Origin of the sequence: Chitinophaga sp. LS1 (assembly GCF_034274695.1) — a bacterium.
Classification (GTDB): Bacteria; Bacteroidota; Bacteroidia; order Chitinophagales; family Chitinophagaceae; genus Chitinophaga.
Map to the genome: position 1 here is coordinate 715,525 of NZ_CP128362.1, position 21,820 is coordinate 737,344.

General features: G+C 44.1%; 16 protein-coding genes. 4 read left to right on the plus strand and 12 right to left on the minus strand.

Annotated elements, in window-relative coordinates; genetic code table 11:
- Window positions 1-193: 193 nt before the first annotated feature.
- The 4 genes from scpB to QQL36_RS02960 form a co-directional block, all read right to left on the minus strand.
- Complete coding sequence (scpB, locus tag QQL36_RS02945) at window positions 194-1,489, minus strand: SMC-Scp complex subunit ScpB (RefSeq protein ID WP_321568844.1); 1,296 nt, start codon at window positions 1,487-1,489, stop codon at window positions 194-196.
- Window positions 1,490-1,787: 298 nt separating this feature from the next.
- Window positions 1,788-2,687: an ATP synthase F1 subunit gamma gene (atpG, locus tag QQL36_RS02950; RefSeq protein ID WP_321568845.1), complete on the minus strand. Its 900-nt coding sequence runs from the start codon at window positions 2,685-2,687 to the stop codon at window positions 1,788-1,790.
- Window positions 2,688-2,964: 277 nt separating this feature from the next.
- A complete protein-coding gene (locus QQL36_RS02955) occupies window positions 2,965-3,837 on the minus strand; it encodes a WG repeat-containing protein (protein WP_321568846.1) in 873 nt (290 codons plus the stop codon).
- Window positions 3,838-4,120: 283 nt separating this feature from the next.
- Window positions 4,121-4,702 carry a DJ-1/PfpI family protein gene (locus tag QQL36_RS02960; protein ID WP_321568847.1) on the minus strand — a complete coding sequence of 194 codons (582 nt, stop codon included), beginning with the start codon at window positions 4,700-4,702 and terminating at the stop codon, window positions 4,121-4,123.
- Window positions 4,703-4,816: 114 nt separating this feature from the next.
- Between QQL36_RS02960 and QQL36_RS02965 the strand changes: the two genes are divergently transcribed.
- Window positions 4,817-5,179 (plus strand): DUF1016 N-terminal domain-containing protein, encoded by a 363-nt coding sequence (locus tag QQL36_RS02965; RefSeq protein WP_321568848.1) that lies wholly within the window; start codon window positions 4,817-4,819, stop codon window positions 5,177-5,179.
- Between the two features lie 23 nt (window positions 5,180-5,202).
- On the opposite strand, the gene QQL36_RS02970 is transcribed toward QQL36_RS02965, so the two are convergent.
- Both QQL36_RS02970 and QQL36_RS02975 read right to left on the minus strand, forming a co-directional pair.
- Entirely contained in the window at window positions 5,203-6,807 is a 1,605-nt protein-coding gene (locus QQL36_RS02970; RefSeq protein ID WP_321568849.1) for a RagB/SusD family nutrient uptake outer membrane protein, read from the minus strand.
- A 20-nt stretch (window positions 6,808-6,827) separates the two neighbouring features.
- The gene (locus tag QQL36_RS02975) at window positions 6,828-9,827 is read right to left on the minus strand and encodes a SusC/RagA family TonB-linked outer membrane protein (protein ID WP_083720130.1); all 3,000 of its coding nucleotides are present in this window, start codon (window positions 9,825-9,827) and stop codon (window positions 6,828-6,830) included.
- A gap of 312 nt (window positions 9,828-10,139) precedes the next feature.
- Between QQL36_RS02975 and QQL36_RS02980 the strand changes: the two genes are divergently transcribed.
- From QQL36_RS02980 to QQL36_RS02990, 3 genes are all read left to right on the plus strand, one after another.
- Entirely contained in the window at window positions 10,140-11,510 is a 1,371-nt protein-coding gene (locus tag QQL36_RS02980; RefSeq protein WP_321568850.1) for a DUF1080 domain-containing protein, read from the plus strand.
- A 267-nt stretch (window positions 11,511-11,777) separates the two neighbouring features.
- Entirely contained in the window at window positions 11,778-13,523 is a 1,746-nt protein-coding gene (locus QQL36_RS02985) for a DUF885 domain-containing protein (protein ID WP_321568851.1), read from the plus strand.
- A gap of 357 nt (window positions 13,524-13,880) precedes the next feature.
- The gene (locus QQL36_RS02990) at window positions 13,881-14,234 is read left to right on the plus strand and encodes an MmcQ/YjbR family DNA-binding protein (protein ID WP_083720128.1); all 354 of its coding nucleotides are present in this window, start codon (window positions 13,881-13,883) and stop codon (window positions 14,232-14,234) included.
- A gap of 141 nt (window positions 14,235-14,375) precedes the next feature.
- Here the strand turns inward: QQL36_RS02990 and QQL36_RS02995 are convergent, their stop codons facing one another.
- The 6 genes from QQL36_RS02995 to QQL36_RS03020 form a co-directional block, all read right to left on the minus strand.
- Window positions 14,376-15,155 carry a sulfite exporter TauE/SafE family protein gene (locus tag QQL36_RS02995; protein ID WP_321568852.1) on the minus strand — a complete coding sequence of 260 codons (780 nt, stop codon included), beginning with the start codon at window positions 15,153-15,155 and terminating at the stop codon, window positions 14,376-14,378.
- A gap of 480 nt (window positions 15,156-15,635) precedes the next feature.
- Complete coding sequence (locus QQL36_RS03000) at window positions 15,636-17,000, minus strand: alkaline phosphatase family protein (RefSeq protein ID WP_321568853.1); 1,365 nt, start codon at window positions 16,998-17,000, stop codon at window positions 15,636-15,638.
- A 40-nt stretch (window positions 17,001-17,040) separates the two neighbouring features.
- Entirely contained in the window at window positions 17,041-18,258 is a 1,218-nt protein-coding gene (gene eboE / locus QQL36_RS03005) for a metabolite traffic protein EboE (protein WP_321568854.1), read from the minus strand.
- Between the two features lie 11 nt (window positions 18,259-18,269).
- Window positions 18,270-19,475, minus strand: coding sequence for a 3-dehydroquinate synthase (locus QQL36_RS03010; RefSeq protein ID WP_321568855.1), 1,206 nt, complete (start codon window positions 19,473-19,475; stop codon window positions 18,270-18,272).
- 77 nt (window positions 19,476-19,552) lie between these two features.
- Window positions 19,553-20,413 (minus strand): UbiA-like protein EboC, encoded by an 861-nt coding sequence (gene eboC, locus QQL36_RS03015; protein WP_321568856.1) that lies wholly within the window; start codon window positions 20,411-20,413, stop codon window positions 19,553-19,555.
- A 225-nt stretch (window positions 20,414-20,638) separates the two neighbouring features.
- Window positions 20,639-21,622 carry a TatD family hydrolase gene (locus QQL36_RS03020; RefSeq protein ID WP_321568857.1) on the minus strand — a complete coding sequence of 328 codons (984 nt, stop codon included), beginning with the start codon at window positions 21,620-21,622 and terminating at the stop codon, window positions 20,639-20,641.
- Between the last annotated feature and the right edge of the window lie 198 nt (window positions 21,623-21,820).

Consider the following 21,820-nt stretch of genomic DNA (forward strand, 5'->3'; position numbering starts at 1 on the left):
TGGTTTTGGGGAGGAGGCTTTTGGGGAGGTGACCTTTTATCGAGGTAACTTTTTCTCGAGGTGGATTTGGGGAAGGTGGCTTTGGGGAAGCCAGCCGAAGGACTTTTTTGCTGGATTTTTTTACTGGCCGCAGGCTCCTTTACGGCCCCCAAACAAAAACGCTTTTGCCGGATGGCAAAAGCGTTTTTGTTGTTTATTTTGAATGAGATGGATGATCATCATCTTCTCCTTTTTCTTCGTCTTCGTCGTTATTTTCATCTTCGTCATCGTCTTCTTCATCCTCGTCATCGTCTTCATCGTCTTCATCCTCATCGTCTTCATCCTCATCGTCGTCGTCTTCTTCATCCTCATCGTCATCTTCCTCCTCGTCATCGTCTTCTTCATCATCCCCTTCCTCGCCATCTTCTTCTTCGTCCTCCTCATCTTCGTCCTCGTCATCTTCTTCTTCTTCATCCCCTTCCTCCTCATCTTCTTCCTCGTCATCCTCTTCCTCGCTATCCTCTTCTTCATCACCATCCACAACATCTTCATCCTCCTCCCCATCTTCACCATCCTCCTCTTCCATCTCTTCCTCCGTCGGATCCGGCACATACACCACATCCTCAATATGTATCGTCTCTATAATCACATTATCAGGATCCTCTTTTTTATCTTCTTCATCTGCTGCCGCAGGCTCTTCTTCACTCCCTTCTTCACTTTCAGCTGCAGGTTGTTCAACCTCTTCCTCCGCCACAGGCAGTTCTGTCACTTCGCCCTCTTTTGTTTGCTCTTCCACCTCTTCCTCTCCCAACGGCAGTTCCAACTGCCCACTCACCTCATCCTCAATCACCGGCAAAATATCACCCATCAACTCTCCATTCTCAGAAACTGACAGTATCAGATTATCATCCTCCTGTCCATTTCCTCCTACTCCCATCATAAACGTCGGCTGCACCCCCTCTTCCTCAAACACTTCCTTCAATTTCGGCAGATCCGAAGCTGAATTCAACCCGAAATAATCCATAAACGCCTTCGAAGTAGTATACAACAGCGGCTTCCCTGGCAAAGTCTCACTCCTCCCGGAAATCACAATCAACTCCTTCTCCAACAATTTAGTAATGGAATAATCCGTACTCACCCCACGAATATGCTCAATCTCCCCTTTTGAAATAGGCTGCTTATACGCCACAATCGCCAACGTCTCCAACGCCGCTGTAGACAGCCTTTTCAGGAACTTATCCCCATTCAGCTGCGCCACAGTCTGATAATATTCTTTCTTGGTCAGAAACTGAAACCCTCCCCCACTCTCTCTCACTTCAAACGCATAAAACTCCGAGCTATACTTTTCCCGTATAGCCTCAATAGCCGTCTCCACCTGGTCAACAGTAACCCTGTCTTCCAAAAAAGCCAGTGCATTATTCAACAAGTCGGTGATATCCAGCACAGGCAGGGGTCTGTCAGCAGCGAATATCAGTGATTCAACATGAGGTATGATCTGTGAGATTTCCATTATCCGGTTTTCAATTGCTGGCGTCAGCGCCTATAAGCTAAAAAGTCAAAGACCGAAAATACAGTCTTTGACCTTTATGAAGAAATCAAAAATTATCGTTGTTAATACGATGTGTATAAGTCAGGCTATTACCCTTCCAGAAAAACTACACCACTCACAATCTCAATGAATTCAGTTGTCACATGGGGTTGTAGCAGATCTTAAGTCAGAAGATTAGACTTCCAGCACCGCTGCACCACTCACAATCTAAATCAGTTCGCTTGTTATGCAGGGTTGTAACTGGCCCTCTTTCAGGCTATTAACCTTCCAGCGCCGCTGCACCACTCACGATCTCAGTCAGTTCGGTTGTAATCGCCGCCTGACGTGCACGGTTGTAGCTGATCTTATAGTTACGCAACAGTTCATTTGCATTCTCTGTCGCCTTATCCATCGCCGTCATACGGGCACCATGCTCAGAAGCATTCGCATCCAGCATCGCTTTGTACAACTGTGTATTCAGGATCTTCGGCATCAGTTCAGCAATCAAAGTTTGCTTTTCCGGTTCGAAGATAAAGTCAGCCTTCGCAGCTTTCTTGCCTTTAGCAGCCGGAACTTCTTCCTCCACCTTTGCGATTGGCAGGAATTGTTCAGCTTTATAAAACTGGGTAGCGGCATTTTTGAACTGGCTATAAATGATCTCAACGGCATCATATTGACCGCTGGTGAAACCATCCATTGCAGCTGCAGCCGCTTCCTTCACGTGATCGAAATCCAGGTGAGCGAACAGGTGCCAGTAAGTGTCGTTCATTTTGTAACCATTCTTACCAAAATGCTCCCAACCTTTCTTACCGATAGGCAGGATAGTTACATGACCTTTTTCAAACTGTTCCTGGTATTTTTCACGGATCACCTGCTTAGTCAGCTTGATCAGGTTTGAATTGTAAGCACCACATAAGCCTCTGTCCGAGGTTATTACAACTAGTAATACCTTTTCAACAGGACGCTCTGCTGCCAATGCCAGGTCAATGCTGCCTTCACTGTTGGAAACAATGTTTTGCAACATTTCCTGCAATTTAACGGCATAAGGACGCATCAGTAAAATTGCATCCTGCGCACGACGCAGTTTCGCAGCACTCACCATTTTCATAGCCTTAGTGATCTGCAGGTTGGACTGTGTGGACTTAATTCGGTTGCGAACTTCTTTAAGCTGACCGGACATAATGTTTTATGTATTACGTAAAGTTTATATGACTAAAAGCCCTTTAGGAGCTCCAGAATTTGGCTGCAAAGGTAATAAAAAGTAATTAAGATTGATAGGATTGTGGATAGTTTGGTGTGAAACCAATGTGATCTTCGTCATATATTAATAAAACTGTATGATTGGTTGCAACAAACAAAAATAATCATACAATAACTATCTCCGGGAGGTAAAGAATCCTCTTACAGGAACTGATTCTCTCCTGTATTCTGTAATTTTCAATTATTTATTTATCCGGCTATTTCCCTGCCGCCGGCACCGACTCCGTCCATGTCTCATTCCCCTCCTTATCCACATACCCCACCTTCCCATTCAACTTAATCAACCCTCTCCCATTCTGGAAAATAACCGCATTATCATACTTACGCGCAATCACCTCCCTATTTGCCATATCTATAAACCCAAACTTCCCACTCACCCCAACCGGCGCATACCCCTCATTAAAATTCCCTACCCTGTCATACATAACCGGAATCACCACCTCTCCTTTATCATTCACAAACCCAAACTTATTATCCTGCTTCACCCATGCCAGCCCATCCTTAAATGGCCCTACTTTATCATATTGAGTTCCAATAATCTGCCCCGTCTTCAAATTAGCACGCCCACATTTCTCGCCATTATAAATCAATACACTATGATGACTCACCCCACTTATCATATCATAAGCTGGTTTCAGGACTACCTTCCCCTTACTGTTCACCATCCCATAAAATTCCCCCACCTTAATCCTCGCATATCCATCCTTTTCTGGCTTTACCTCCTCATAAACCGGCGCCACCCATTCCTTTCCCGTACTATCCAGCAATCCCTGCTTCTGTTTCTTACTCACAAAAAAGAATTGCCCCTTCACCCATGCAGAATCATACTTATAAGCAGAATGCTTCCCATTAGCAAAGACAAATCCATACTTCCCTTTTGCCTTCACAGGTGCTGCTCCACCCACGAATTCACCCACTGCCTCATACTGAGCAGGGATCTTTTCATGACCCGCAGCATCATTGAAGCCATATTTTCCATCTTTCTGGAATTTCACCAGGGAATCAGCTTGCTGCGCATGAGCGAAAATTGCCGGACACAGGAGTAAAGAGAGGAGGAAATATCGTTTCATAGGAAAAGGATTGTATACCAAAAATAATAAATATCATTGAATTATGCGTAAAAAGGCCTTCGCATGTGCAAAGGCCTTTTCTTTAATGACTATTAAAGCTTTAAAAACATTAAAACTTCAAAAAGATGATAAACCACTAAAACTTTAAAACGTTATAACACCAAAGCTTTAAACCATTAAATCACTAAACCTTTAAACCACTAAACCTTTAAACCATTAAAGCTTTAAACCACTAAACCTTTAAAATCTTCAAAAAACGCTAAAAACCTAAAAGCATACCACCTCATAATTTAATCTCCGTTCCCAACACCTTCAAAAAAGCAGCTATCCATTGTGGATGCGCCGGCCATGCAGGTGCCGTCACTAAATTCCCATCCGTCACCGCCTCATCTACATTCACAGCAGCATAATGCCCACCGGCAATCGTCACTTCCGGCCCTACTGCCGGATAAGCTGTCAATGTCCTGCCTCTCACCACATCCGCCACTGTCAATATCTGTATACCATGACAAATCGCAGCAATCGGCTTATCTGCATGCGCAAAATGCTTTACCAGTTCTATTACACGTGCATCGAGTCTTAAATATTCTGGTGCTCTTCCACCTGCAATCACCAATGCATCGTATTTATCAGGTTTTACATCCGAAAAAGAAGCATTCAGGATAAAATTGTGACCACGTTTTTCACTATACGTCTGATCACCTTCAAAATCGTGGATGGCGGTGATGACTTTATCCCCTGCCGATTTATCAGGACATACTGCATGTACGTTATGACCAACCATCAGTAACATTTGAAATGGTACCATGGTTTCGTAATCTTCTGCATAGTCTCCGGTGAGGAAAAGGATGTTTTTTTGAGCCATGAGAGAAGGGGGTTTTTAAGGGTGAGATTAAAGATAGTGAATAAATCTTTCTATGCACAACTGCAACTTTTTCCCACCTAAAGCGACTAATAAACAACAAGTAAAATCATTTTTATGGAGACACGTTTTGATGAAGTCATCTTGCTTATAAAACAGGCAAGAAGCAACGCCATCAAGCAAGTTAATATTGAATTGATCAATATTTACTGGCAGGTAGGGGCATATATAAGTAATAAAGTTAAAAATGCTATTTGGGGTAACAAAACAGTAACTGAACTAGCAGATCATATTGAAAAACATCATCCGGATCTGAAAGGCTTCACTCGTAGAAATCTGTACAACATGAAGCTGTTTTACGAGGCCTATACACCGTCATTATCGAATGATAATCAATCTGATATAATTGTGCAGACAGTGTCTGCACAATTTAACCAAACAACTAATCTCACAACAAAATATAAATTGTGCGGTCAGTGACCGCACAATTTATACTCACAACTTTAATACCCCGCATTCTGCCCAAACTCATTACTACTCCTATCAATCTGATCCTGCGGTATCGGCCTTAACACATGCTTCTCCACTATATTCAACCCGCCCTGCGGATTATGCAACCTCACCCTCTCCAACAACTTCCCCGTCCTCACCAAATCAAACCATCCCATCTGCTCCCCTACCAACTCTCTCCCACGCTCATCCAATATAAAATCAATACTCAAATCCCCCTCTCCAATCTTCATCGCCTCCTTATGCACATCCGTCTCCGCATCACTCGCCCCCACCTTCGCAGCACGCACACGCAATGTATTGATATATTCCACCGCCGTCGCATTATCCCCCTTCTTCATATACGCCTCCGCCGCTATCAAATAATCCTCCGCCAACCGATAAGCTATAAATGGCCGCACACCACTCGCCTGATTATCCGGCCGCAACGCATCCGCAAACTTATTCAATGATGGATACAACTTCTCCGTATAATTACGAGGCGGCACATACAAATACTTCTTACCCGCTATCTCCCCATCCGTCACATCCACCCCCGGCATATACACCGAAGTATCCCCCACCTTCAACTTATCTGTAGCAACATTACAGTACCAAACCCTCGTAAAAAACTTCTCATACCGCCCATCATTCACCCGATCCCTATACAACGTATCCAACAAAAACTTCGTCGGTCTAAACCGCTTCCACGGCGTCCCATTCGCCAAATCCCGCTTCATTCCCGACAACACATCATACTGCATCAAAAAGAACCTGCACGCATTATTATCCGACGAATTATACAACGCATCATTCACATACTGCACCGCAAACACCGTCTCATTATTCTTCTCATTCCCCTGCGCCCATACCTGCCCCACATCCGGCAATAACTGAAATCCATACTGTGATATCACCCTTGTCGAATACACCGCCGCACTATCATAATCCGTACCCACCGCCGAAGCAGAAGACGCTCTCGTTAAATACACCCGCGCCAATAAATGCTCCGCCGCCGGCTTCGTTGCCCTCCCCCAATCTGTCTGCGACACCGGCAACACCGCCGCCGCATATTGCAAATCACTGATCACCGATGCATAAACAGCAGCCACCGGATCACGATGCGCCTCCGTCACGATCGAAGTATTCTCTTTCAAATTCAACGGCACATCACCAAACAACTGCAACAATATAAAATAATAATTCGCCCTGCAAAACCGCGCCTGCGCCACTCCCGATAGCTTAACTGCCGAATCAAGTCCCGGTATCGCATCCGCCCTCGTCGTCACCACATTACACACATTGATCGCCTGATAAAACCCATTCCAGATCTCCTTCAAATGCGCATAACTGGGATTCAACTGCGACGTATACTGATTCACAAACTTAAAATCCCCATCCGACCCATTCGTATACGTATCCGTTCCAAACACACTCACCGTCATCCCCCGCTCTGTACTATAAAAATTTCTCAAACCCGCATAACTACCACTCACCGCCGTCGAAAACCCTCCCGGCGTATTATAAAAATCATCCGTCACATTCGTCACCACATCCTCATCCAACATCTTATTACACGATACCACCACTATGAATATTAAGAATAAGTACTTTTTCATGATCAAAATAATTTAAGAATTTAAAACGTTGCGTTTACGCCAAATTGCAACATCCACGTTGCCGGCGCATCTATACCAATCAAATTCACATCCTCCGGATCTATCCCCTTCCACTTCTGCCTGTATGGCGCCAGTATCAACGGCTGCTTCACATCCAATGAAAATCTTAACGACTCCATCTGCCACCTATCCATCACCTTCTTTGGCAACGCATACCCCAATCCTATATTTCTAATCTTGAAATAAGATCCATCAAAATAACTCAACGTATTATAGTTATTAGGCCGCTCCTGGTTTGAATTCGGACGTGGAAATTCATTCGATGGATGTGCAGGCGTAAAGTAATTCACATCCAGGTTATTATACCTTCCAAACAATGTATTATAGGTCGCATAAAAATCACTCTTGATCATACTCCCCATTCTCGCAAACGCTACTATCGACAAATCAAATCCTTTATAACTAAACCGCTGCGTCATACCTCCAGACCACTTCGGCTGCGATGATCCTAAGATCACCCTATCCTTATCATTCAATACCTTGTCATTATTCACATCGGCCAACTGTATCTCTCCCTGATGCTGTGTATACACCTGTGCCGCAGCTTCCGTCTGCCAGATGCCCACCTTCTTATAATCGTAATATACATAGGTTGGCTGCCCCACAAACCATCCATTCCCTATATCCTGTGTCTTGCCCTCTCCCAATGCCAATATCTTTTCCCGGTTTATAAAAAAGTTCACATCCATCGTCCAGCTAAACCCACTCTTCGATTCTATATTCACGGTCGAAATTCCTACCTCTATCCCTTTATTCTGCGTCTCACCTGTATTCTCCAACACATAATCAAACCCATTACTATACGGCAGGAATCGCTGTAATAACAAATCTGTCGTCTTCTGTTGATACACTTCCACCGTACCACTTATCCTTCCCTTCAACACACTAAAATCCAACCCAATGTTCGAAGATGTTGTCGTCTCCCACGTCAGATTAGGATTGCGCAATAAGATGGGCGAATACCCCAACGTTCCCTTATTATTAAATGAATAAGTCGTTCTGCCTAACAAACCCTGCGTGGCATAAGGCGGTATCCCCGTATTCCCGATCTTACCATAACTCGCACGTAATTTCAAATTATCAAAGAATGTTGCACCCTGCATAAAATGCTCTTTCGTAATATTCCAACCCAATGCGACTGAAGGAAAATACCCCCACTTATGTCCCGGTGCAAAACGGCTGGAACCATCCGCACGCAAAGTGAGTGTTACCAGGTATCTATCATCATATCCATAATTCACACGACCCATATAAGAAAGGATCGTCCACGTACCCAAACTACTCCCTATCCCCGTCACATTCGCTGCCTGCCCCAATCCATAATACTGCTGCCACTCCACCGGAATACCTCTCACTGATGCTGAACTACTATCCTCCCGCTGTCTTTGCACACTATACAATGCCGTCACACCAAGATTATGTTTCTGCCGGAAAGTCTTGTTATAAGTCAACAGATTCTCTACTGTATACGCCCACACAAACTGGCTTTGTTTGGTAGCCGTCGCATCTCCTCCTCCTATGAGCAGGTCTGTACTATTCTTTCCTAAAAACAACCCATAATTATTCTGCTGTAAATCTGTCCCTACATTCAGGCGATATTTCAAACCATCGAGAATGGTCACTTCGCCATACAGACTATTGAAGAACCGAAGATGATACAAATTTTCTACCCTGTTGCCTGGTACATAATTCAACAATGCATTCGGCTGCTGGTTATCACCCGTCGGATATGTAATGAGATGTCCATTGGCATCATAAGGATCTGCTATCGGCAACATTTTCAATGCATCTCCCATACCATTATAACTACTGCCTTTACGCGTACTATAGGCAGCCAGCATCGAAGTTCCTACTGTAATACGTTTACTGATTTCCTGGTCCACTGCCACATGCAGGTTATAGCGCTCATAACTTTGTAATTTCAATACCCCCTGATCTTTGAAGTATCCACCCGTCACTGCATACTTTGTTTTATCTGATCCTCCACTCACACCCAGGGAATGCCTCGTTTGCCAACCCGGACTAATCAACAACTTCTGCCAATCTGTATTCACGCCTCTCTTGATATTCGCCAACTCTGTCGCATTAAATATCTTCGCATCCGAAGCATCCGGGTTACTATCATCATAAGCCCCTGTGGTACGATACGCCTCTCTTTTCATTTCGGTATACTGCTGGGCATCCATCATATCCGTACGCCCCAGTGCATGCACATACCCATACAACCCTCCATAACTCACTACTGGTTTATTCCCACTTTTCCCTTTTCGCGTAGTCACCAGCACCACTCCATTCGCACCTCGCGAACCATAAATAGCAGTCGCAGATGCATCTTTCAAAATATCCATCGACATGATATCCGCCGGATTGATATCATTCATCGCCCCTGCAAAAGGAATTCCATCTACTACATACAAAGGATCATTTCCGGCAGAAAGCGATCGCGTTCCCCGCACACGTACTCTCGGCTCATCACCCGGCTTCGCACTATTATTAATGACATCTATACCAGGGGTCCTTCCCTGCAGCGCCTGTTGCGCATTTGTAACCGGTACTTCCATGATCGCCTTGCTACTGATCGAAGCAATAGACCCGGTCACATCTTTCTTCTTTTGCTGTCCATAACCAACTACGACAACTTCTTCGAGTTTCTTGTTGTCTTCGGCCAACATCACATCAATAGACGATCGGTTGTTGAGGGGGATTTCCTGTGGCAAATAACCAATAAATGAGATGACGATTGTGGCGCCGGGCGAGACTTTCAGCTTATAAGCACCCATGTTGTCGGTGACCGTACCCGTCGACTTCCCTTTCACAGCTACAGTAGCACCTATCACGGGTGTTCCATCTGGTGCTGTCACCCTTCCCGAAAGGTTCACCAACTGTTGTGCGCGTACCAGGGTTCCCAACAATAGCAGATACAGGAGTATCACCCCCGTTTTCGATAACGTGTTTTTCATTACGTAGAATTTTAGAGTAACAGAATAAGTACTAGTTTATTTTGAGTATACAATGAGCCCTTCCTTTTCCCGGCGGGTAATAACTACAGCTTATTTATGTTCAATTTTAGTCCAGGTTTTTCTTACAATTCCGGGTCGGGGCAATACAAGTTAAGTAGATTCGTTATAAATTGCAAACGATTGCATAAATTTAGAGACAAGTTAGTACTCCTTGGATAAATTGAATTTCTACCGTTCATCACATAAATGGTGCAATCGGTTGAATAAATGAAGGTTAATATTTATTTTTAAAACTAGTTTTGGTTCAATGTTATGAAAAACACGTTACTGGTCTGTAGTGTCCTGTTCCTCAGTAGTTGGGCAACGGCACAAAAGAAAGCTCAATGGCATTCACTCTACAATGGTAAGGACCTCACGGGATGGAAAGAAGTAAATGGGACAGCTACCTATGAGGCCAAAAAAGATGAAATAGTAGGCACATCCGTCACGGGAAGCCCAAATTCTTTTCTTGCTACCACAAAAGACTACGGTGATTTTATTTTAGAGCTGGAACTCAAGCTCGATGCGGAAATGAACTATGGTATTCAATTCCGCTCGGAAAGCAAACCTGACTATAACAATGGTCGGGTACATGGTTACCAGATGGAAGTAGACCCCAGCGACAGAGCATGGAGTGGTGGTGTATATGATGAAGCACGTCGTGGTTGGCTCTATCCGCTGGACCTGAATCCAGGTGCGCAAAAGGCGTTCAAAAAGAGTGACTGGAATAAGTATAGAATAGAATGCCGTGGATCGGAGATCAGAACATGGATCAATGGCGTTGCCTGTGCACATGTGATCGACGATATGACACTAAAGGGTTTCATCGCCCTGCAGGTGCACCAGATCTACAAGCCCGAAGATAAAGGCAAACAGATCCACTGGCGCAATATCCGCATTTTAGAAAACCCGGATGCTTCACAATATTCTCCTTACGATAATATCTATGTGGTGAATAATGTACCGAACACGGTGTCTCCACAGGAGCAGAAGAATGGATATGCGTTATTATGGGATGGCAAAACATCGAAAGGATGGAGAAGAGTGAATAAACAAGACTTCCCCACCACCGGCTGGACAATGGAAGATGGTTTACTCACTATCCACCAGTCTACCGGCGATGAAGAAGGTTCCGGTGGCGACATCATCACCGACAAACAATACGGTGCGTTCGATCTCGAGTTCGATTTCAAACTCACAGAAGGCGCTAACAGCGGTGTCAAATACTTTGTAAAAGAAGATTACGATACCAAAGGGAAATCAGCCATAGGCCTGGAATTCCAGGTACTGGACGATGAGCGTCATCCGGATGCCAAACTGGGCCGCGATGGAGACAGAACCCTGTCTTCTCTGTACGACCTGATCCCCCGGAAAAAAGATGCTAACCAGAATGCATTTAGAAAAATCGGTGAATGGAACCATGGCCGTGTCATTGTTTATCCAAATAATCATGTGGAACATTGGCTGAATGGCATAAAGATGGTAACATATGAAAGAGGGTCTAAAGAATTTAAAGACCTCGTGGCGATTTCTAAATACAAAAATTGGAATAACTTTGGTCTTTGGCCAGAAGGACACATCTTACTCCAGGATCATGGTAATACTGTATCCTTTCGTAGCATAAAAATCAAAAATTTAAAATAGGTTAACAAGTTGCCTTTAATTATTAACCTAATTTTGCAGCAGGTATATAAGCCGGAGTCGACTGTAATGTGGAAATTTCGAATGAAACCGGGCTGGAGCTTAAACGATTGAGTAAACCAGCAAGCATTTGAAAATGAAGGGGGTTATGCTGATAAATACCTGGTATTATTAAGTTTTCATTGTTCACTGTTCTATATAAAACATTCCGATTCTTCGGAGTGTTTTTTTATTTTACGCCAGTTTCCATCAACAAAATCTAAGTTAACAATGCTGTTTAAAAAGCACTATCTCCTACTGCCATCAATTCTGCTGGCAATGGCTTGTGGTCAGCCTGGCAAGAAATCCGGCAATGACGCCGATTCGCTGCACCACCTCGTCCAGAAATATTATGATGACAGAATGGAACTGTTTCCACTGGAAGCAACCATGAATGGAGAACATCAGTATGATAGTCTCCTGCAAATTGACATCAGCGAGCAATTCCGTCATCGCACCGATAGCTTTTACACCAGCTACTTAACAGCACTCAACGGTGTAGATACTGCAGGCCTTACGCCCAATGACCTGATCAGTTATCTCATGTTGCAACGCGACCTCACCCTGAGCAAAGAGCGCCTGAAATTCCCTGATCATTACATGCCGTTTGATCAATTCAGTGGCCTTACTTTAATGCTCCCTTTACTAGGCTCCGGCGCCAGCGCACAACCATTCAAAACGAATGACGACTACCGCCACTTCATGTCACGCATGAAGTCATTCTCTGAATGGGCAGACATGGCTATTGCTAACATGCGCAAAGGCATGGAAACAGGTATCGTATTACCCAAAACACTGGTTGTAAAAATACTCCCGCAACTGGCTGAAATCGCTAAGAAAGATACCGGCAATGTTTTCTATGCACCACTCAGAACCCTGAAGGATACTGCACTCGCCACTGCTTACAAAGCAAGCATCGAACAGTATATTTTGCCTTCTTATGCACGGCTGCATGACTTTATCGAAAAAGAATACCTGCCCAAAGCACGCACTACCAGCGGTTATGGCGCACTACCTAACGGTAAAGACTGGTACGCGCTCTACAGCAAATACTGGACAACCACCAACTTCACACCTGATGAGATCTTTGCCATCGGTGAAAAAGAAGTAGCCCGCATCAAAGGTGAAATGGAAAAGGTAATGACGGAGACTGGCTGGAAAGGCGATCTGCCCTCCTTCTTTACTTACATCAGAACCGATAAAAAATTCAAGATCTTCTCTACCCCAAAACAAATCCTCGATAGCTTCGCAAGCATCAAAGACAGGATTATGCCAAAGGTAAAAGAACTATACGGTCACCTGCCAAAAACACCTTTCGAAATCAGGCAGACAGAAGCTTTCCGCGCCGCTTCTGCAAGTGCGGAATACATGCAGGGTGCTGCTGATGGTTCAAGACCAGGCGTATTCTACGTACCCATTTTGAATGCAAAAGAATTTGGTTACACTGGTATGCAATGCCTGTTTCTGCACGAAGCAATACCCGGTCACCACTTCCAGATCTCTATACAACAAGAGAACGATTCGTTGCCTAAATTCCGCAGATTTAACTGGATCGGCGCATATGGGGAAGGTTATGCACTATACTGCGAAAGCCTGGGAAAAGAGTTAGGAATATATACAGATCCATACATGTACTTCGGCAGATTAAGTGACGAAATTCATCGCGCTATCAGACTCGTTGTGGATGTAGGTTTGCACTATAAAGGATGGACCCGTGAGCAAGCCATCAAGTATATGCTTGATTATGAACCAACAAGCGAGCAGGAAGCGATTGCCGAAATTGAACGTTATATGGCGTTGCCGGCACAGGCTTTGTCTTATAAAATAGGCGAAATGAAAATCCGCGAATTGAGGAATAAGTATACTGCTGAGTTGGGAGATAAATTTAATATCAAAGATTTCCACGACGAATTGTTGAAAGATGGTTGTGTACCATTGGATGTGTTGGAAGAAAAGATGGCGAGGAAGTTCAAATAAAACCATTTTGCCCTTTGCAGGATGCATTCATCCTGCAAAGGGCAAACATTATGAAAAAATCTATATACCCACAATTACTGCACAGCTTTCTGATAATCCGGATTTAACAATAAAATATGTGTCTGCTTTGAGAAAAGATACTTAAATTTATAGAAGTAAATATAGAATTACAGGGAACTTCGGAACTACCAGGGTTTTAAGGAACGTTGCCATATCACTAAGAGACTCTATCTATATCGAAAGCTATCTGCTCAACGCGCCTTTTACCATTTCACGTTACAAAAGATATTGCACGCTTGTGCCTTATAATTATCACTGAGAGAAAAGGAATTTTTTAACTTTTAAGCTGCCAGTATTATGTTTGACATGACCCTTAATTACTGCCTTGCTTTCCCTGCCGTGGTGCGGGAAGATAAGTGGGATGATGATGTACGGTTTTCCGTAGGTGAAAAGCTTTTTTGCATGATCTCTAAGGCTTTTCCACATCAGGTATCTCTGAAATGCAGGCTGGAAGATTTCCACCGCCTCATTTCCCAACCAGGTATCGTACCGGCGCCATATTTGGCCCGTTATCACTGGGTACAGATCAAACAATTGGAAACTTTGCCAGTTCCCGAATTACAGTCTTTATTACAGAATGCCTACGATCTGGTCGTGAATTCATTACCTCCGGAAGAAAGGGCGCAGATTTTGCGTGAGCAAAGGGTATAGGACCCCTGGATTTTTTGTGGTAGGAAGGTTTGCGCCTGACGCTGGCAGCGTTCAGGACTTCTAATTACCCACCAAATAAAAAAGCTTTTACCCAATCAGGTAAAAGCTTTTTTATTTGGTGGGTGGCCAATGGCCGACATTTTATAAGAAGACGGTGTAGATGATATCATACACCCCAAACACGATCAGCGTACACGCAAATACTTTTTCAAGTAAGGGTGATTTCATTTTCACCGCTGTTTTCGCCCCTAAATAAGAAGATGGTATCGCTGTGAGCGCCAGCAAAAGCGCTATGTTCCAGTCGATATGACCCAGGTACCAGTGCGCGATTGCCCCGGGTATGGATAAGATGGCAGATAATACGATGGAACATGCCAGCGCCTGCTTGATAGGCATTTTTAACCGCTTAATAAAGAAACTACTAAACAATACCCCGCCCGCGTTCGCCAATAAACCAGATAATAAACCAATACCTATCGCCGCCACGATCATTAACCCGGTATGAAACGCCTCTTTTTCAGCAACTTCCTCAGACTTCTTTCTTAAGAATGAAATCAACAACGTCGTACCAATTCCCATGATGAATAACGCGGTACAGATCATCAATGTTTCACCCTTTAAGTAATGGCTAAAATAAGCCCCTAATACCGTAGCAGGCACGCCAAATATTGCCCCTAATCCAATCACTCTTTTATCGAAAAGCTTCTCCTTGCTGTAAACCGCCGTTGCTGATATCGTACTCGTAATGGCCGCAGGTAATGGAGAGGCCAGGGCATAAAAGGGGTTGATGCCGGCAAAGATCTGTAAAGCCGGCGTACTCACCGCACTCCCTCCTTTGCCCAGTAAACCGGAAAGATAGCCCACTACCAATCCTATGGATAATATTACCCAATAATCAGTCTGTTGAAATAACACAATCATATACAGGTTAGACACACACGTGCCGGTTGGCAGGTCGTCGGTTGGTTTTGATGAATTTCCTTTTTAGCAAAAATAAGTGTCGCGTACAAGCCAAAAGTACTGTGTTGACGGAGGTTCAACAAAATAATCAGGGGGATTAGGTCATTACTAAAAGTTATGGGATATAACTTTATGTTATGATTCTGACTGTCGTGAGTTTGAAGGGGAATAGCCTACCAAGTCTAGGAAATATAGGAAATCAGGGGATTAGCTAAAATAATCCCCTGACAGCCAGTTTTATTGAAAACAAGGTTCATTTTCGATGGTGAAACGATGGTGAAACCTGCTATTTTTCTAAAAACAGATTTCTCTTTTTTAGAACCAGACACCTTTTTTATCCAATGCTTACCTGGAACTCATTTCATAAATGGATATTTGTAATTGATAGTCAATGCTTGAAGGGTAATTATGAAATGAGTTCTAGTATTAAATGAATACGCTCTATTGCATCGTTTTCCAGATCACATCATATATATCAATCGCCTCTACCGCACTCGTCTCCTCCCCTTTCGCCGTTATCAACACCGGGTGATACTGGCCATCTTCCGAAATTCGCCCATGTGACCCCTTAATTAATGTCGCATCCAGCGGAATCACATTCATCAGGTACCGGAAACCCAATTTCTTCTTTAACAGCTTAAAACCTGCCTTTAATTTGATCAAGGGATCTGCAGGGTTCATAAACATCTCCACCGGGTCATACCCTGGCTTACGATGAATATCTACCAACCTGGCAAAATCCGGCGCCTTCGCATCGTCCTGCCAATAATAGTAAGTAAACCAGCTATTGGTATCTGCTACCAATACCAACTCCCCACTCCTTGCATGATGCATATTGTGTGCACGCTTGCCTTCGCGATCCAATACCAGTTGTACACCAGGTGTGTTTTCCACAATCGCCCTTACCTTCTTATACACCGAAGGATCATTTACATACACATGCGCAACCTGGTGATCCGCTACCACAAATGCTTTGGAAGCTCCTGCATCCAGCAGCTCCAACCCACGCTCTTCTCTTACCGCTATCAAACCTTCCTGCCGGAAAATGCGATTCAGATGAATAGGGTTATTCACATTCGTAATACCATATTCTGAAAGAATGATCACACGGGTATCCTTCTTTTCATAATGATTCACAAGCTGTTTCACCACCTCATCTACCTCACGCAATTCCTTGCTGATGCGGGTCAGATCCTGCCCGGATTTTTGTAAACAATAATCCAGGTGGGGTAGGTAGATCAATGTCAGGGTAGGATCATACATATCATCCGTCATTACAGATGCATCTGCAATCCACTGGGTAGATTTGATATTCGCACCCGGTCCCCAGAACTGAAACAGCGGAAATGTGCCTAACTCTTTTTGCAAATGATCGCGCAGTGATGATGGATGTGCATAACAATCCGGCGCCTTACGGCCATCTGCTAAATACTGCGGACGCGGCGTCACAGAATAATCTGCACTGGAATACATATTGTACCACCAGAACATTTTGGAAACAGTAAAGGAAGGATCTATCTTCCTCGCTCTTTCCCATATTTTCGGTGCATCTACCAGCTTATTTGATTGTTTCCAGAACTTGATTTCACAATCCTCACGGTCATACCAGCCATTACCGACTATGCCATGCTCCGCAGGCCATTGTCCGGTGACATAAGTACTCTGTACCGCTGTGGTGACTGCAGGCACCATAGGTTTAATTGTGCGTAACTGGTGCTGCTGTACATACCCCTTTAAAAAAGGTGTATGTTCTCCAATCAGGGAGGAGGAGAGACCTACGACGTCAATAACAACTGTCTTTTTCATGATCGTTGAGCCATTCTTAGGATATGATTCTTGTTCAAATCTAGCCTTCCATTTTCAGAATTCCAAGCTGTTGCATCACCCAGCTCACCTCGCGCGAAACTGATTGATCCATTGGCAGTTTCAATGCTGCTGGCAATACGCCCCATGTGTAGGTTTCTACCTCCATATGCTGCGTAAATAACTGTTCAATTTGCAACGCCAATACTTCACGAATATCAGACTGTGTTGAATATAGTAACTCGTAGTGTTCTAAAAATACCGGTACATGAAAGTGTGATCGCCACTCCACTACATCCTTATTGTCCGCATCTTCCAGTGCCTGCGGTAAGTCAGGATAATGCAGAAAATCACCGTTCGATTTTCGCGCAATGACCTGGTGTAAATAAGTCGGTTCGTTGAATGCACTGAATGCCTGCACCACCGCTTCTCTTTCTACAGGATCTGCTGGCATAGCAGCTTTCAGCGCTGCACTGATTTGTAATTTACCAACTTTCAACCCATACTCCTGCAACTTTCCTAATACAAATGCAGGCGACTCATATACCAATGCAAAGTGGCATACGTCATAGCATAATTGAATATGCCTTTTTATAGTAGCACCAGCTTCTTTTTCTGTCATATCAAACTGGTCCAGCAGATAGTTAATACCCAATGGCATCAGGTAAGCAAAGTACCAGTCTATATACTCCTGAATATTCTCCATCAATCCATCTGGCTCGGGTTCTATATCCAGGTGCATCACAGGACCCCCTGCGCGATGTATACGTACTAACTGACCCAGTACCTGCAACATATTGAACGTGGCAGTTTCCATCGCCGCTTCTGTATCATCATGCCATAGTTTGTACGACAAGGGCGCTGTAGAAATACCACCTTCCATATCTGCCGGCAACAAAGCAGCGAGAATACGGAACAAACGAATGGTATATTCCACTCTGTCCGAAGTGGTCCAGTCAGGTGTATGTACCTGATCTTTTACCACGGTATGATGAAAGCCTCCGTATGGAAAACCATTCATCGTAAATACATAGCAACCCTGTTCTTTCAGCCATTGCTTGAAAGCCAGCAGATTGGTTTCTTTAGAAAGCTCTAAACTCGCCGTGTTGGCAAGACGCAGACCAATACCAAAAGGTTTATCAGGTGAAATACCTGACTTAATAGCTGGAATATATTGTTGCAATTGCGCGAAATGATCCGGCCAGGTTTCACCCGGGTGAATATTCGTGCAATAGGAAAGATGACCTGTAACTGTTTGCATGAAAATAGGTTTTAAGAAAGCGATTTGACTGTCTCTACAGCTTTGTCTAAAAGTGTCAGATCCATCACATGCACTTCTGCTGCCACACCGATCCCCTTTAATAAACAAATGGTAAGTCTGCCGCCAAGGTGTTCCCTGAACTCTTCCAATCCCTTGATAACCGGCGAAGGAATACCTTCTTTATGCTCCATTAATGGATGGTACACCGGCAGTTGTAACTGCTGCAATAACTTTACTATCCGCAAAGCAGATGCCTGATCCAGCCACCCCAGCAATGAAGCATAGATACTGTCTACTGCCATACCAATAGACACAGCTTCTCCATGGCGCAATTCGAAATTGGATAACTGTTCCAGCTTGTGCGCACTCCAATGGCCAAAGTCCAATGGCCTGGAAGAACCACTTTCAAATGGATCGCCCGCACCACCAATGTGGGCCATGTGTAAGGCGGCACAACGATATACCAGTTCCTGCATGAGCGGAAGATCTCCGTTTGCCAGCGCTGTAGCATTCGCTTCCAGCCATTCAAAGAAAGGAGCATCTTTGATCAGTGCAACTTTTACAGCTTCAGCAATACCTGCCCGCCAGTCTTTCGGATCCAGCGTTGTAAGCAAATGTGCATCGTTGAATACGGCTGCAGGTGGTGCAAAGGTGCCCAGGAAGTTCTTCTTCCCTTTGTAGTTAATACCATTCTTGACACCTACACCAGAATCATTCTGTGATAATACGGTGCCTGGTATACGAATATGACGTACCCCACGATGAGATACGGCGGCGGCAAACCCTACCAGGTCCAGTACGGCGCCACCACCAATGCCGATTACAAATGAATGGCGGTCGATGGAATACTGATCAATCGCGTCAACAAGGCTGTAAAATAACGGCATGTCGTTCTTTACAGCTTCGCCACCCGGAATAACCAGTATGTCGCCAGCAAGTTCAAAACCCTTCACGGTTTCGCAATAATGTTTAATTTGTACAGGAAGGTTCGGATGATGTTTGATCAATCCTTCATCAGCAATAACCAGTAAGCGCTTGCTGAGATTGTTCGCGGCCTGGGATTCCAGGTAGTTCTTAAGCAGTGGGTTCCCTGAGTCAAAGAGATGGGTGGTAAAAAATACCTCGTAGGTATATGGTACACTGAATGTCTGTTGAATAACGTGCATAGCTATGATTGTGTGCTCATCAAATAATAAAAGCCGTTTTAAAAGTAGCATAAAAAAATCGCTTTTGCCAGTGACAAAAGCGATTTTCTTTGCGCTGGTCCTGCGGCCAACTATATAAATTCAAAATATCAGGTTACAGCAAAAGCTTTTGCGATCAGCATAGATATTGGTAACAATATCAACACCAACAATGCATGTTGCAGGGTGGAAAACGCCGCTACCCATGCTGCATTCATGGCTATCAACGCAATGATCCCTCCTTTCACCGCCTTACCAATATTAGGTCCTGTGGGATTTTTCATGGCAATCCACAATGGTCTGTTAATCATAATGATGAATAACAGGATGAACGGCGATGCAATGAGCAGGTGTTCATTGTAATACGCGAGTGCTACCATCGTACCATATACCAATGCATAAGCAACAGCTGCAATCCGTATAGTCATTGCATTGCCCCCATGTACTTCACCACGACTGATGTAGGTCACTGCCGCAATGTACACGACAGGAATAATCCCCATCCACCAATACGCCTGCAAAGCAGGCATCACAATACTAATTCCTAACAATAAATTCAATCCCCTGCAAAGGCCCATATTCACAGGGCCCCATGCCCGGTGTTTTCCCCATTTATCATATACCAGTGCACATACAGTAATACCCAGTGCTATAAAACCAGTCACACGCGCAACTGTAAATGCCGCCAGTATACCTACTAATAAAAGGTACGAACCCAGTACAATTGCCTGGTTCATAGAAATTATGCCACTTGGAATCGGGCGTTCAGGGCGTTCTACTGTGTCCAATTTTGCATCCATCACATCGTTGAATACCACACCTCCTCCATACAGACCTATAGTAGCCAGACAGAGACAAAGTACGGGCAACAGATGATCCAGGTAATTGACCATTTCTGACCCCAAAAAACCGGATATAGCTATCCCTGCCAAAACATCTGCTACAGCTGTCACGATATTGGCAGGACGCATTAAACGTAAATATCCTAGTAATTTGCTAATAATATAATTCACCGGGTACACGGGTTTTCTCAATGACGAATGACGAAATACGAATTGCAATTGATCCATATTCACATACATGTTTAAATTTGTTAGCGCAACGAACAATTCGTTGCCGGGTTAAAATAACCTGGCTATGGCGTACGATCTGTCTGGATTTTAATCAGGACATTCGTCAAATCTTAATACTGCTGTTTAACTGATAATAGTAGACTGAGCATTACGGAAAGGTTGTTGACCACCGCGTAATACGGTACTTCCGTTGAACTTCTGGCTCTGGTCTATATTCTTTACCATCTCAAAATCCGCTTCATTAATTTGCCCACTTTGGGCAAAGGCTGTTATAGCATTTCGGAAAGTTACCAAATGAATATCATTCGAGTCAATACCACTTTCGTGCATGAGGGCCGCTGTTTTAGGTACAGCCAATGGGTCACTGATACCCCAGTCCGCAGCAGAATTGATCATAATCCGCTCACTGCCATACTGTTTCACAACTTCCACCATGCGCTCATTCCCCATTTTAGTAAATGGATAAATGGTAAATGCAGCCCAGAAACCCCTGTCCAATACCTCTTTTACAGTCTCTTCATTATTGTGGTCTACAATCACCATTTTTGGATCAATGCCATGCTCGATGGCGATGTCCATACTACGTGTGGTACCTTTCTTTTTATCTCTGTGTGGTGTATGGATCTGCACTGGCAAACCCGCTTCCTTAGCGAGTTCCAGCTGTGCACGATAATATTTTTCTTCAGCGGGTGTCTGGTCGTCAAATCCTATTTCTCCTACACCTACTACTCCTTCTTTATAAAGAAAAAGAGGGAGTATTTCCATCACTGCTTCCGCCAGTTTTTCATTATTGGCCTCCTTGCTGTTCAATCCGATGGTGCAATAATGCTTAATACCAAATTGTGAGGAACGAAAGCGTTCCCAACCAATGAGGGAATTGAAATAATCCCTGAAGGTATCAATGCCGGTTCTGGGTTGTCCTAACCAGAAAGCAGGCTCTATTACAGCAGTAATACCAGCCGCTGCCATAGCCTGATAATCGTCTGTGGTGCGGCTTGTCATGTGGATATGCGGATCGAAGAACTGCATTCCTTTTATACGCTCCATATACGCGGGTACCATTGTTAATGGTTGGGTTGTTCCATTCAGTTCGTGACTACAACACATGTCAAAATAATTTCGTGAGACCTGATAATTTGTTTAAAATTCCTGGTTGAATGACTGCAAGTTTACAGCATATACATTGAAGGTGTGATACACGTTTATGCTATTCCATGTTAATTCCGGTTTTCCGCAGGTTCATATCATGAATTAAGGCAATACATTTGCCTATTGAAGCTGCCGAATGCCCGCCCATGTTATGCA